This is a genomic window from Vibrio kanaloae, assembly GCF_024347535.1.
Taxonomy (GTDB): Bacteria; Pseudomonadota; Gammaproteobacteria; order Enterobacterales; family Vibrionaceae; genus Vibrio; species Vibrio kanaloae.
This window is the reverse complement of record NZ_AP025497.1, coordinates 968,840-982,305: the sequence shown is the minus strand read 5'-3', so window position 1 is coordinate 982,305 and position 13,466 is coordinate 968,840. Positions and strand designations below refer to the sequence as shown.

At 43.5% G+C, this 13,466-nt stretch carries 10 protein-coding genes; 3 read left to right on the top strand and 7 right to left on the bottom strand.

The window, feature by feature from the left end:
- Positions 1-166: 166 nt before the first annotated feature.
- From lon to tig, 4 genes are all read right to left on the bottom strand, one after another.
- Positions 167-2,518, bottom strand: a complete 2,352-nt coding sequence (lon, locus tag OCV24_RS04665) for an endopeptidase La (protein WP_046224397.1) — start codon at positions 2,516-2,518, stop codon at positions 167-169.
- Between the two features lie 133 nt (positions 2,519-2,651).
- A complete protein-coding gene (gene clpX / locus OCV24_RS04660) occupies positions 2,652-3,932 on the bottom strand; it encodes an ATP-dependent protease ATP-binding subunit ClpX (RefSeq protein WP_017056940.1) in 1,281 nt (426 codons plus the stop codon).
- A gap of 81 nt (positions 3,933-4,013) precedes the next feature.
- Positions 4,014-4,640: an ATP-dependent Clp endopeptidase proteolytic subunit ClpP gene (gene clpP, locus OCV24_RS04655; RefSeq protein WP_017056939.1), complete on the bottom strand. Its 627-nt coding sequence runs from the start codon at positions 4,638-4,640 to the stop codon at positions 4,014-4,016.
- Positions 4,641-4,745: 105 nt separating this feature from the next.
- Entirely contained in the window at positions 4,746-6,044 is a 1,299-nt protein-coding gene (gene tig, locus OCV24_RS04650; protein ID WP_017056938.1) for a trigger factor, read from the bottom strand.
- Between the two features lie 640 nt (positions 6,045-6,684).
- Here tig and OCV24_RS04645 point away from each other — a divergent pair.
- The 3 genes from OCV24_RS04645 (at position 6,685) to OCV24_RS04635 (ending at position 10,165) form a co-directional block, all read left to right on the top strand.
- Entirely contained in the window at positions 6,685-8,511 is a 1,827-nt protein-coding gene (locus OCV24_RS04645) for a sensor histidine kinase (protein WP_150878127.1), read from the top strand.
- A gap of 52 nt (positions 8,512-8,563) precedes the next feature.
- Positions 8,564-9,913, top strand: a complete 1,350-nt coding sequence (locus tag OCV24_RS04640) for a sigma-54-dependent transcriptional regulator (RefSeq protein WP_017056936.1) — start codon at positions 8,564-8,566, stop codon at positions 9,911-9,913.
- Positions 9,914-9,991: 78 nt separating this feature from the next.
- On the top strand, positions 9,992-10,165 hold the full coding sequence (locus tag OCV24_RS04635) for a hypothetical protein (protein WP_167346764.1): 174 nt from the start codon (positions 9,992-9,994) through the stop codon (positions 10,163-10,165).
- 60 nt (positions 10,166-10,225) lie between these two features.
- Here the strand turns inward: OCV24_RS04635 and OCV24_RS04630 are convergent, their stop codons facing one another.
- The 3 genes from OCV24_RS04630 to OCV24_RS04620 all read right to left on the bottom strand — a co-directional run bounded on the left by OCV24_RS04630 (position 10,226) and on the right by OCV24_RS04620 (position 13,407).
- Positions 10,226-11,587, bottom strand: coding sequence for a TRAP transporter large permease (locus tag OCV24_RS04630; protein ID WP_017056934.1), 1,362 nt, complete (start codon positions 11,585-11,587; stop codon positions 10,226-10,228).
- Positions 11,588-11,589: 2 nt separating this feature from the next.
- Positions 11,590-12,345, bottom strand: coding sequence for a TRAP transporter small permease (locus OCV24_RS04625; RefSeq protein WP_150878124.1), 756 nt, complete (start codon positions 12,343-12,345; stop codon positions 11,590-11,592).
- Positions 12,346-12,411: 66 nt separating this feature from the next.
- Complete coding sequence (locus tag OCV24_RS04620; protein ID WP_150878121.1) at positions 12,412-13,407, bottom strand: TRAP transporter substrate-binding protein; 996 nt, start codon at positions 13,405-13,407, stop codon at positions 12,412-12,414.
- Between the last annotated feature and the right edge of the window lie 59 nt (positions 13,408-13,466).

Sequence of the window (13,466 nt, the reverse complement as noted above, 5' to 3'; positions counted from 1 at the left end):
TGACTACTTCTTGATGACTGTACGTTCCATTTTGGTTTTAATTTAGCCGCAAGCCTTATTGCAAAAGGGCTGCCGCTTTGAGCAATAACTTAGCGTCCAAAAAAAACGCTGACAAGCCTTTTCGGGCCTATCAGCGTAATTCTTTACTTATTTTTGCTATGCATCACTATTTTTTCACGTCAAACTCGACCCCTGACGGATCTCGTTCTAGCGCTACTTTGAGTACTTCATCAATCCACTGAACCGGGATCACCTTCAAGTCAGCGATTACGTTGTCTGGAATCTCTTCCAAATCACGCTCGTTGTCTTTAGGAATCAGTACAGTTTTGATGCCGCCACGGTGTGCTGCAAGCAGTTTTTCTTTCAAGCCACCGATAGGTAAAACTTCACCACGAAGGGTAATTTCACCTGTCATACCGACCTCTGCTTTAACAGGGTTACCCGTCAAGCTAGATACTAATGCAGTACACATTGCGATACCCGCACTCGGGCCATCTTTCGGTGTAGCACCTTCCGGTACGTGAACGTGAATATCGCGCTTTTCGTAGAAATCTGAGTTAATACCAAGCTTTTCAGCACGAGAACGAACCACGGTCATTGCCGCTTGAATCGATTCTTTCATCACATCGCCAAGTGAACCCGTTTGCGTTAGCTTGCCTTTACCCGGCATTGCTTCAGTTTCGATAGTCAGTAGATCGCCACCAACTTGAGTCCAAGCTAGACCAGTTACCTGACCAATACGGTTACTTTCATCCGCTTTACCGAAATCATGACGTTGAACGCCTAAGTACTCTTTCAGGTTATCAATATTAACCGTTACAGACTTAAGGTCGCTGTCTAGCAAGATGTTCTTCACTGCTTTACGACAGATCTTAGAGATTTCACGCTCTAGGCTACGTACACCCGCTTCACGTGTGTAGTAACGAATGATGCCGATGATTGCAGAGTCTTCAATCTCAATTTCATGAGGCTTAAGACCGTTGCGCTGAACTTGCTTGTCCAGTAAGTGACTCTTAGCAATGTTCAGCTTTTCGTCTTCTGTGTAACCAGATAGGCGAATCACTTCCATACGGTCTAGTAACGGGCCAGGAATATCCATCGAGTTAGACGTTGCAACAAACATTACATCTGACAGATCGTAATCTACTTCTAAGTAGTGATCGTTGAATGAAACGTTTTGTTCAGGGTCAAGAACTTCCAATAGCGCCGAGGATGGGTCTCCGCGCATATCAGATGACATCTTATCGATCTCATCTAATAAGAATAGAGGGTTTTTAACACCAACTTTAGACATCTTCTGGATTAGCTTACCTGGAAGAGAGCCAATATACGTACGACGGTGACCACGAATCTCAGCTTCATCACGGACGCCGCCTAGTGCCATACGAGTGTACTTACGGCCCGTTGCCGCTGCAATCGAACGGCCTAGCGAGGTTTTACCTACACCAGGAGGACCAACAAGACAAAGGATTGGACCTTTTAGCTTGTTAATTCGATTTTGTACTGCCAAGTATTCAAGGATACGTTCTTTAACACGCTCTAAGCCGTAGTGGTCTTCGTTTAAAACCTCTTCCGCTTTCGCTAAATTCTTTTTAACTTTTGAACGCTTGGTCCAAGGAACACCCACCATCCAATCAATGTAGCTACGTACTACTGTCGCTTCAGCCGACATTGGCGACATCATTTTTAATTTTTGCAGTTCTTGCTCGGTTTTCTCGCGAGCTTCTTTAGGCATTTTTGAATCTTCGATCTTCTTCTTCAGAGTTTCGAATTCATCAGGTGCGTCATCCATCTCGCCCAGTTCTTTCTGAATCGCTTTCATTTGCTCATTCAGATAATACTCGCGCTGAGATTTCTCCATCTGTTTCTTAACGCGGCCACGAATACGTTTTTCAACTTGCAGGATGTCAATCTCTGACTCCATTTGGCCCATCAAGAATTCCAAACGTTCAGTTACATCTGAAATTTCTAGAACGTGCTGCTTGTCTACCAATTTAAGGGGCATGTGTGCTGCAATGGTATCGGCTAGGCGTGCTGCCTCGTCAATACCATTTAGCGACGTTAGAACTTCTGGTGGAATCTTTTTGTTTAGCTTAATAAAGCCTTCGAATTGATTGATCGCACTACGAACAACCACTTCTTGTTCTTTTTCGTCAAGCTCGGAAGTTACAACGTATTCTGCATCTGCTAAGAAAAATTCACTTTCTTTAAATTGATTAATTTTTGCACGCTGCTGACCTTCAACAAGTACTTTTACAGTACCGTCGGGAAGCTTGAGCAATTGAAGAATGGTAGCAACGGTACCTACATCAAATAGGTCTTCTATTGAAGGTTCATCAGTGTCCGCTTCTTTCTGTGCTACAAGTAGTACTTGTTTGTTAGCTTCCATTGCCGATTCAAGGCAAGTAATCGATTTTTCACGACCAACAAACAATGGAATAACCATATGTGGGTAGACCACTACATCACGTAGAGGTAGCACGGGGATTTCGATACGCTCGGAACGTTCCAAGTTCATATATTTCTCTCTTCCGCTTTAAACTTATAAAGCAGTATATGGGGCTTAAACGACTGGATTCAATGGAAGAATAAAAAAAAGGAGGTAATTGCTTACCTCCTTTTTCAATTTGAGCGTGTAGTCTAAAAAAGACTTACTCTGCAACAGCTGCTTGGTTATCTGAGTTACTGTAAATTAATAGTGGTTCTGACTCACCATTAATTACCGACTCATCAATCACAACCTTGCTTACATCTGTAGAAGATGGCAGTTCATACATAGTTTCTAGTAGAACCCCTTCCAAAATAGAGCGTAGACCACGAGCACCTGTTTTACGGTTCATTGCTTTCTTAGCAATAGCGCGTAAAGCGTCTTCGCGGAATTCTAGCTCTGTATCCTCAAGTTCAAATAATGCAGCATACTGTTTTGTCAGTGCATTCTTTGGCTCACAAAGGATTTGGATTAACGCTTCTTCATCAAGCTCTGTCAGTGTTGTTGTAACAGGTAGACGACCGATGAATTCTGGAATTAAACCATACTTCACTAGATCTTCAGGTTCTACTTGAGTGAACAATTCACCGATAGTTTTGGTTTCGTCTTTTGAACGCACTTCTGCGCCGAAGCCGATACTTGAACCTGTTTCTACACGTTGCTCAATCACTTTATCTAGGCCTGCAAACGCACCACCACAGATAAATAGGATCTTAGACGTGTCCACTTGCAAGAATTCTTGCTGTGGATGCTTACGACCACCTTGAGGTGGAACTGAAGCCACTGTACCTTCAACAAGTTTTAGTAGAGCTTGCTGCACACCTTCACCAGACACATCACGAGTGATTGATGGGTTTTCAGCTTTACGAGAAATCTTGTCGATTTCATCGATGTAAACAATGCCGCGTTCCGCTTTCGCTACGTCGTAATCACATTTCTGAAGCAACTTCTGGATGATGTTTTCAACATCTTCGCCCACGTAACCGGCTTCGGTTAGTGTTGTTGCGTCTGCCATTGTGAAAGGAACGTCTAGGAAACGAGCCAGTGTTTCAGCAAGTAGTGTTTTGCCACTACCAGTAGGACCGATAAGAAGAATGTTACTCTTACCTAACTCTACGCCTTCAGCCGTTGTATCACCATTACGTAAACGCTTGTAGTGGTTATATACCGCAACTGCTAGCACTTTTTTCGCGTATTCCTGACCGATTACATAGTCGTCAAGATGCTCACGAATCTCACGCGGCGTTGGCAGCGATTCAGATTCTTTCTTAGGAAGAACATCTTTAATTTCTTCACGAATAATGTCGTTACATAGATCGACACATTCATCACAAATGTAAACAGAAGGACCTGCGATTAACTTGCGAACTTCGTGTTGGCTTTTGCCACAGAAAGAGCAGTAAAGCAGTTTACTGCTACCACCCTCTTTGCTTTTGTCTGTCATTCGCTAACCTCTTAGCCTGTACTCTCTATGTTTGAGTGTATATCAATTTGAATCACTTTGCGTTAAACAATTGCCTTGCAATTATTGGCCGCGATGATTAAGAACTGAATCCACCAAACCGTATTCTACTGATTGCTCAGCAGACATGAAATTGTCACGATCTGTATGTTGCTCAATAACTTCTAGAGGCTGACCTGTGTGCTCCGCCAATAGCTTATTTAGCTTTTGTTTGATCGTTAGGATCTCTTGCGCATGAATTTGAATATCAGACGCTTGACCTTGGAAGCCGCCAAGTGGCTGGTGAATCATCACACGTGAATTTGGAAGCGCGTGACGCTTACCAGGAGCACCACCCGCTAGTAAGAATGCTCCCATAGAGCACGCTTGACCCATACATACTGTGCTCACGTTTGGCTTGATGAACTGCATTGTGTCGTAAATAGACATACCTGCAGTTACGCTACCGCCTGGTGAATTGATGTAAAGATAGATATCTTTGTCTGGGTTTTCTGATTCCAAGAAAAGCATTTGAGCCACGACAAGGTTTGCCATGTGGTCTTCAACTTGACCGGTTAAGAAAATGATACGTTCTTTTAACAGACGAGAATAGATATCGTAAGAGCGTTCACCACGGGAAGTTTGTTCAACCACCATAGGAACTAACGCGTCCATAATCGATGGCATTGTATTTTTTTCTTGGTAGCTCATATTCTTATGTCCCTAAAATAAATGGCCCGAATGATTAAATCATACGGACCATTGTTAGCAGAATTGTTGACCGTACGTCAACCTTCTACATCAGATATTACTATATTATGCAGGTTGCTGATTCATTAGCTCGCTGAAGCTAACTTCTTTATCAGAAACTTGAGCTTTAGCGATGATTGCATCAACTGCTTGCTCTTCTAAAGCAACGTTACGCATATTGTTCATCATTTGCTCGTTTTGCTCGTAGTAAGCAATAACTTCTGTTGGATCTTCGTATGCTGTAGCCATCTCTTCGATGATAGCTTTAACTTTCTCGTCATCAGCTTCTAGCTCTTCAGTCTTGATTACTTCACCAAGAAGAAGGCCTACAACTACGCGACGTTTAGCTTGCTCTTCGAACAGCTCACGTGGAAGTTGGTCAGCAGCTTCAGTGTTGCCACCGAAACGTTGAGCAGCTTGTTGACGTAGAACACCGATCTCTTGATCGATAAGAGCAGAAGGTACGTCGATGTTGTTTTCGTTAACTAGACCGTCGATAGCTTGCTCTTTGATGCGGTTCTTAACAGCTTGCTTAAGCTCACGCTCCATGTTCTTACGAACTTCAGCTTTAAGACCTTCAACGCCGTCAGCAGCGCCGAACTTAGAAACGAATTCTTCGTTTAGTTCTGGAAGTTCACGAGCTTCAACTTTGTTCAACTTGATAGAGAACTTAGCTGATTTACCTTTTAGGTTTTCAGCGTGGTAATCTTCTGGGAAGTTTACGTCGATTTCGAATTCCATGCCTGCTGTTTTACCAACGATACCGTCTTCAAAACCAGGGATCATGCGACCAGCACCCATCTCTAGTGGGAAGTTCTCAGCTTTACCGCCTTCGAACTCTTCACCGTCGATAGAACCAACGAAGTCGATAGTTGCACGAGAGCTAGCGTCAGCTGCAGTGTCAACTTCAGTCCAAGTTGCTTGTTGCTTACGTAGAGTTTCGATCATCTCTTCAACGTCAGCTTCTTTAACTTCTACTGCAGGTTTCTCAACAGTGATGTTTTCTAGACCTTTCAGCTCAACTTCTGGGTAAACTTCAAAAGTTGCGTTGAATACTAGGTCAGCGCCTTCGCTGTTTTCAACTGGTGCGAAAGTAGGTGCGCCAGCTGGGTTGATTTTCTCTTTAACGATCGCTTCGATGAAGTGACGTTGCATTACTTCGCCCATCACGTCTTGACGTACTGCTTTGCCGTACATTTTAGCAACCATCTTCATTGGCACTTTGCCTTTACGGAAACCATCGAAACGACGATTTTTCGCGATGTTGCGTAGTTCAGCTGTAACTGCATCTTCGATGTTAGCAGCAGGAACAGTAATATTAAGACGGCGCTCTAGGCCTTCTAGCGTTTCAACAGTAACTTGCATTATATAAACCTCAAAACTGGCTCAGTAATCTGAGCATATGAGCCGTAACTTAGCTTTAATTCAAAAGCCGACGTTGTTGGCTGCATCCTTGTGTAGTGCTCTATCCGAACACCTAATTTAAAATCGAGCATTGATGTTTGAATTGATTATTCAACTAAACACCAGACTAATCAGCGATATCTTCGTTCTTCACGCGCCGATTAAAACGCAACAAAGCTTGTTTTCAGAAACAAGAAAGGTATCTCCGATTAGCCTCAGGACAGAGATTTTAGACGCGACATTCTAGCGATCTGTTTAATCTCTGTCGAGCCGTTCACCTCTGCTTAATGATGAATGCTCTAAATTCGTTCAACTAAATGATACAAAAACGATCAAAACATCACTTAGCACAACAGAAATGGGGACAATAGCGACTTTTTCAAGGGAATCGAGGCCTTTTTTTGCTAAAAACCTTAAAAAGAGATCTTGCTCTTGTTTTACCCCTCAGAGTCGATAAGTTTTTCAACAATCTCCGTTACAAAGCCTTAACCTACAACCATCTGTTCACTCTCTGCTTCCAGCAAAAACTACCGCTATTTGCTACCATAAACGAGAGGAGACAGGCTTGATTGTTTACCAAAGAAATTAGCGGAGAGCCTTCATGTTTCAAGCTTTTAGAATCCCAATACTGTTAATGGTCACATACAGTTTACTGATGGTGTTTGGCGGTCATTGGGTGTGGAGCACAAGCCATGAAAGTTTGTTAAATGATCATCAATCTAAGCTGGACCGTTTTTCGGTTCACATTTCCAGTCAATTGGACAAGTTCGCGCACATTCCAGAGCTGCTTTCAAAGGATATAGAACTGGTCGATGCCTTACATTCACCAGATAACTCCGCACAAATTGAACTGACCAATCGCTATCTAGAACACGTCAACACTGTGATTCAAGCCTCTGACACCTACTTATTGGACAGCATTGGCACTACCATCGCGGCTAGTAACTGGAACCTTAAACACTCGTTTGTTGGACGTAATTTTGCGTTTCGTCCTTACTATCAACAAGCGATTCTCGGCAATGAAAATCAGTACTTTGCTTTAGGTTCTACTTCAGGGAAGCGGGGCTATTATTATTCCTTTCCTGTCTCCTACGCAGCCGAAATCATTGGCGTGATTGTCGTAAAAATGGATTTATCACTGATTGAAACAAGTTGGAAAGGTAAACAGAGTTATTTTGTTGCTGACGATAAAGACCTGATTGTTTTTATGTCAAGTAATCCAGAATGGTTACTCAAAAGCCTCCAACCACTCAGTAAGGCCCAACAGGCTCGAATTCAAGAAAGTAGACAGTATCTAGATACAAAAATCGAGAGTCTGCATTTTTCAGGTGATTTGGAGAGCTCTACCAGCAGTATTAAGTCAACGCATAAACTCGTTCAAGAACACTTTTTTACTTCCTCACGTTTTTTAGATGACCCCAAATTAACCGTCCGGGTATTCTCTCCGACACACTTAGTTTGGTGGGATCTGATCGCCTATATGGTAGTGTTGAGCTTGGTATTTGCGATTATTTATCTCACTATACAACTCAACAACCATCGCCAACAAAGACGCGCCCAGATCGATAGGCTGCAATCTGAAGCCAAACAAAAGCTAGAATTTCAAGTTCTTGAGCGCACATCAGAACTGCACGTCGAGATCAAGCACCGTATCGAAACAGAACAGATACTCAGACAGACCCAAGACGAGCTAATACAAGCAGCAAAGCTGGCAGTATTAGGTCAGATGTCAGCAAGCATCAGCCACGAACTGAATAACCCATTGGCGGCCATTCGCAGTTATGCCGACAATGGCCGACTCTTTCTTGAAAAAGATAAGACAGACCGAGTCGATGACAACCTCTCTCGTATTTCAGCACTGACGGATCGTATGGCAAAAATAAGCCATCAACTCCGTTCCTTCGCTAAGAAATCCACGGCGGAAGAACTACACACATTGCAGATACTGCCTATTCTTCATTCCTCAAAAGAACTGATGAAACCGCAGTTAAAAACTGAACGAGTCAAAGTAAATGAGCTCCCTGAAATCTTCGACGTCTGCGTACTCGCTAATGCCATTCAATTGGAACAGGTGATCATTAACCTACTGACCAATGCTGTTCAAGCTATGGAAAATCAAGAAGATAAACAATTGGCTATCCTGTTAGAGATTAGGGAATCAGATAATGAACAATCAAAAACTCTGTTGATTCATGTCGATGACAATGGCCCTGGTTTTGTCTCGCCTACGACGGGACACTTTTTTGAACCCTTCCATACCACCAAGAAAAACGGACTTGGACTTGGGCTGTCGATTTCTCAACAAATAATCAGCGGAATTAACGGCAAACTAGTGACAGGAGTCAGTCCGCAAGACGGTGCTCGTTTTAGTATTGAACTCCCGATAGTGCCCGACGAGCAACGTTCCAAAAAGAACAAAACGGACTGAAGCAAAACAAAAATTTCAGCAATATTCAGTATCAAAGAGTAAAGGAATAACTATGTGTCACGTCTATTTCATTGATGATGAATCCGATTTAAGGATGGCAATTGAACAGAGCTTTGAGCTTGCTGGCATTAATGCTGAATTCTTTCATGATGCGGAATCAGCACTACTTGCGATCCAAAAAAATGGTCTTCCCCATGTGATCATCACAGATATCTGTTTACCGGGTATTTCTGGACATGATCTACTCAACACGGCCATGCACAAAGATAAAGAGATTCCGGTCATCATGATCACCGGGCATGGTGATATATCAATGGCCGTGCAAGCTATCCATGATGGTGCCTATGATTTCATTGAAAAACCATTTGCCAATGAGCGTTTGATCGAAACCACCAAACGGGCAATCGAAAAACGCCAATTGACCCTTGAAAACCAAGAACTGAAGCGTTCGTTGAAAGCGAGTAAAGCACTGGGTCCAAGAATCATTGGTGACACGCAATCGATGACTGAGCTTCGTTCGATCATCACTCACGTCGCCGATACCAACGCCGATATTTTATTGTTTGGCGAAACGGGAACAGGTAAAGAACTAGTCGCACGTTCCCTACATGAACAAAGCAGCCGTCGAGAGCAAAATTTTGTCGCAGTCAATTGTGGTGCAGTCCCTGAAAATCTGATTGAAAGCGAGCTCTATGGCCATGAAAAAGGCGCTTTCACGGGTGCTGATAACAAACGCGTAGGTAAATTTGAGTTTGCACAAGGCGGCACCCTGTTCTTGGATGAAATAGAATCCATGCCGATGCAAGCGCAGATACGTCTGTTACGCGTATTACAAGAGCGTGTCATTGAAAGGGTTGGCTCAAACGGTTTAGTGCCTCTCGACATCCGGGTGATTGCCGCAACCAAAGTGGACTTAAAGAAGGCTGCTGAAGAAGGAACTTTCCGCCAAGATCTATATTATCGACTTAATGTTGTCACTTTAGAGTTGCCGCCATTAAGAGGTCGCCAAGAAGACATCCCTGCACTCTTTCACCATTTCTTGCTCGTCGCAGCAGCTCGTTATGGTAAAACAGCCCCCGCACTGCCACAAACAGAACTGCACGCGCTTTTAGCTCATGATTGGCCCGGAAATGTACGAGAACTACGTAATACTGCAGAGCGTTTTGTACTTTTAGGTAAGCTTTCTCATTTATCAGACAACACCGTTGAATCAAACCAACACTTATCGCTAGCTGAGCTGGTCTCTGACTTTGAGAAAAGTGCACTAAAGCAAGCGCTTATTGAGTGTAATGGCAGTATAAAAGAGACCATGGAAAGGCTTCAACTTCCACGCAAAACCCTTTACGACAAGATGCAAAAATACCAGCTTGTAAAAGAATCATATCGACAAAGAGAAAACTAAGCTATTTGTGTGAGCAAGATCACCTATACTTATTTCGGTCATAGGATGTTCTACGATCAGAACAGTGAGGAGATGGTTATGGGTGAGAAAACGAGAGTGCCATCCATTACTGACACACTTGAAATAGATGGTGTTTATTACATTGATCAGCATGTCGACTTAAACACACCGGAGTTAGAAGCAAAAAGGTCCCTCTATCAACAGAGCGACCATCATTTGAACTTCGGTAAAAATATTGATGAGGAGGTCTAACGACCTCCTTTTTTCCATTCTAATTGTTCTTTTTCTATTTTACGCAAATAATGTCCACACTTACTTAGTGATAATTTCTGGTCCCATCAATGTGGTTGGTAACCATGTAGAAACCCAAGGCACGTAAGTTACGATAATCAAGAACAGGAACATTACTCCTACCCAAGGCAGTGCCGCTTTCACTACGTTCATCATCGACATCTTCGCAACCCCTGCGGTCACAAACAAGTTGAGTCCAACAGGCGGCGTGATCATCCCTATCTCCATGTTCACTACCATCATGATACCGAGGTGAATCGGGTCGATACCCAAAGCTATTGCGATTGGGAATACCAACGGCGCAACGATGATCAGTAAGCCTGATGGCTCCATGAACTGCCCACCAATCAAGAGTAGAACGTTCACTACAATCAAGAAGGTAATAGGACCTAACCCAGCAGAAAGCATCGACTCAGTGATCATTTGAGGGATACGTTCTTCTGTCAGTACGTGCTTAAGAATCAGAGCATTAGCAATGATAAACAGCAACATAATCGTTAGCTTGCCTGCATCGTAAAGCGTGTCTTTAGTGTCTTTGTGAAATAAAGTTTGGAACGCTTTAACCAGAGCCGGTTTAGTGTTGTTCCTGTCAGCAAATGGACCCATATCTTTATAGATAAAGTTGGCAATAAAGAACGCATACACCGCTGCGACTGCCGCCGCTTCTGTCGGAGTGAAGATACCGCCGTAGATCCCCCCCAAAATGATGACAATCAATAGCAGGCCCCAACTCGCGTCTTTTGCTGCCGCGAACATTTCGCCCCAACCCACAAATGGCTGTGCTGGAATCTTTTTAATACGTGCAGCAATGTAGATAGCAATCATCAACATCACACCCGCTAGCAGGCCAGGAATAACGCCACCAAGGAACATACGACCTACCGACACATCGGTCGCCGCTGCGTAAACCACCATCACGATTGACGGTGGAATCAAGATACCCAAAGTGCCTGCATTACAGATAACCCCTGCTGCGAATTCTTTTGTGTAGCCGTTTTTGATCATACCTGCGATAACAATACTACCGATTGCCACTACCGTTGCTGGAGACGATCCAGATAACGCTGCGAACATCATACATGCCACAACCGAAGCCATCGCTAACCCGCCACGGAACCAGCCGACCATTGCGATAGCAAAACGAATAATACGTTTCGCCACACCGCCTGTGGACATGAAACTAGAGGCCAAAATAAAGAAAGGTATCGCTAAGAGTGTGTAGTGGCCTGCAAAAGCATTAAACAACGTTTGTGCAACGGATGCCAAAGAAGCATCAGAGTGCATTAACAAGAATATGATGCTCGATAAACCTAGGGAAATCGCAATTGGTACACCGACCAACATGAAAGCAATTACCATTAAGAATAGAAATAACATTGCCATGATTAGTCTTCCTTTCCGTTAGATTTTGTACCCGACTCATTCGCCTTGTTCTGCTTAGTCGAATCCAATACCGCTATCGCGTCTTCATCAGAACCCGCTAACACATCAGCTTTCAATGCATCCAGCTCTTCTTCGGCTTCATGACCTGCAATCATACGGTCAAGCTTGCCAGTGACTACTTGGTAAGCGACTTGGGCAAAACGGAACGTCAGCATTGCCATACCAATCGGCAATGCCATGTAAGGAATAAAACGTGGCAGTTTCTCGTATCGCTCGCCTTCATTCATCCAATCAGAAAGAAACTGAAGCATCTCGGGCATTGGAATATCATCGGTTTCATACCATGCGCGCTCAGTCGCGAACGGGTACCAGTAATTCCAAGAACCGATAAGAAGTAAGATTGAGAATGCTAGGCAGCTTGTGACGGCTATTAACGCATACACTTTACGTAGCTTTTCTGGGGCAAGGTTGATGATCACATCAACGCCAATGTGGAAGTGTTTTTTAACGCCATAAGATGCGCCCACTAACACCATCCAAGCAAACATGAACACCGTCAGTTCTAGTGCCCACAAGATATTGCCATTGAATGCGTATCGAAATACCACATTGGCAAAAGTAAGTAGCGTCATTGCGCCAAGGAAAAATGCGATTAATGACTCTTCAATCGCATCCGTAACTCTTCCAACTTTGGAAAAAAGAGAGGGTTCCAGTACTGATTCGCTAGAATTTGGTTGTTCCATTTGAGGCTTTTCCATAATTGACTCCGCTTATAATTGTTTTAATAAGAAGTGGCGAAAACGCTCGCCACTTCTCTAGCGGTGTTATTGGTTTGAAGCTAATGCTGCATCGATAAGATCTGAACCGATGTCTTTTTCAAACTTCTTCCATACTGGTTGAAGTGCAGTTACCCATGCTTGACGCTGTTCAGGCGTAAGCGTACGAACCTCACCACCGGCTTCGATGATGTTATTTTTGTTCGCTAGGTTAACTTTTGAAGATTCAGCATTACGCGTCTCAGACACTTCTTTAACGATAGTGCCAAGCTGTGTGCGTACATCTTCAGGTAGGTCCTTCCAGAAGTCGTTTGAGGTTACAACTAGGTAATCCAAGATACCGTGATTGGTTTCAGTCACGCCGTCTTGTACTTCAAAAAACTTCTTACCGTAAATGTTTGACCATGTATTTTCTTGGCCATCGATAACCTTAGTTTGTAGGCCACCGTACACTTCTTTGAAAGACATCTTCTGTGGGTTAGCGCCTAGTTGTTCAAACTGAGCGACTAATACGTCTGATGCTTGAACACGGAACTTCAAACCTTTTGCATCTTCAGGGCTGATTAGAGGTTTGTTCGCCGACATCTGTTTCATGCCATTATGCCAAAAAGCTAGACCCTGTAGGCCACGACGTTTCATTGCGTTCTTCAGTTTTTCACCAGATTCTGAGTTTTGGAAACGATCTACAGCGTCTACATCTTCAAATAGGAACGGAAGGTCAAAAATGCGGTATTTCTTAGTGAACTTCTCAAATTTAGACAGCGATGGCGCCGCCATTTGAACATCACCATTTAACAGGGCTTCCAGTACCTTATTATCATCGTAAAGTGTTGAGTTAGGGAAAACTTGCATACAAGCTTTTCCATTCATTTCCGTGTTTACTCGCTGTTCCAGTAAAGAAGCGGCGATGCCTTTCGGGTGCTTATCGGTATTGGTTACATGACTGAATTTAATCACGATTTCACCAGGGTCACAGTTTGCAGCAGCATTAAAACTTGTGAGCGCCAGAGCAGATACAGACAGCAGGGTAAGAGGCTTAAACATTATTATTCTCCTTAGTAAACAAAGCAGCCCTTCAATGGGAACTGCGTGCATTAACTAAG

Excerpts from the sequence above, each read along its gene's own strand:
- OCV24_RS04645 (WP_150878127.1), top strand. The coding sequence starts at position 6,685 with ATGTTTCAAGCTTTTAGAATCCCAATACTGTTAATGGTCACATACAGT.
- OCV24_RS04625 (WP_150878124.1), bottom strand. The coding sequence starts at position 12,345 with ATGGAAAAGCCTCAAATGGAACAACCAAATTCTAGCGAATCAGTACTG.
- clpP (WP_017056939.1), bottom strand. The coding sequence starts at position 4,640 with ATGAGCTACCAAGAAAAAAATACAATGCCATCGATTATGGACGCGTTA.
- OCV24_RS04635 (WP_167346764.1), top strand. The coding sequence starts at position 9,992 with ATGGGTGAGAAAACGAGAGTGCCATCCATTACTGACACACTTGAAATA.
- OCV24_RS04640 (WP_017056936.1), top strand. The coding sequence starts at position 8,564 with ATGTGTCACGTCTATTTCATTGATGATGAATCCGATTTAAGGATGGCA.
- OCV24_RS04630 (WP_017056934.1), bottom strand. The coding sequence starts at position 11,587 with ATGGCAATGTTATTTCTATTCTTAATGGTAATTGCTTTCATGTTGGTC.
- OCV24_RS04620 (WP_150878121.1), bottom strand. The coding sequence starts at position 13,407 with ATGTTTAAGCCTCTTACCCTGCTGTCTGTATCTGCTCTGGCGCTCACA.
- clpX (WP_017056940.1), bottom strand. The coding sequence starts at position 3,932 with ATGACAGACAAAAGCAAAGAGGGTGGTAGCAGTAAACTGCTTTACTGC.
- lon (WP_046224397.1), bottom strand. The coding sequence starts at position 2,518 with ATGAACTTGGAACGTTCCGAGCGTATCGAAATCCCCGTGCTACCTCTA.
- tig (WP_017056938.1), bottom strand. The coding sequence starts at position 6,044 with ATGCAAGTTACTGTTGAAACGCTAGAAGGCCTAGAGCGCCGTCTTAAT.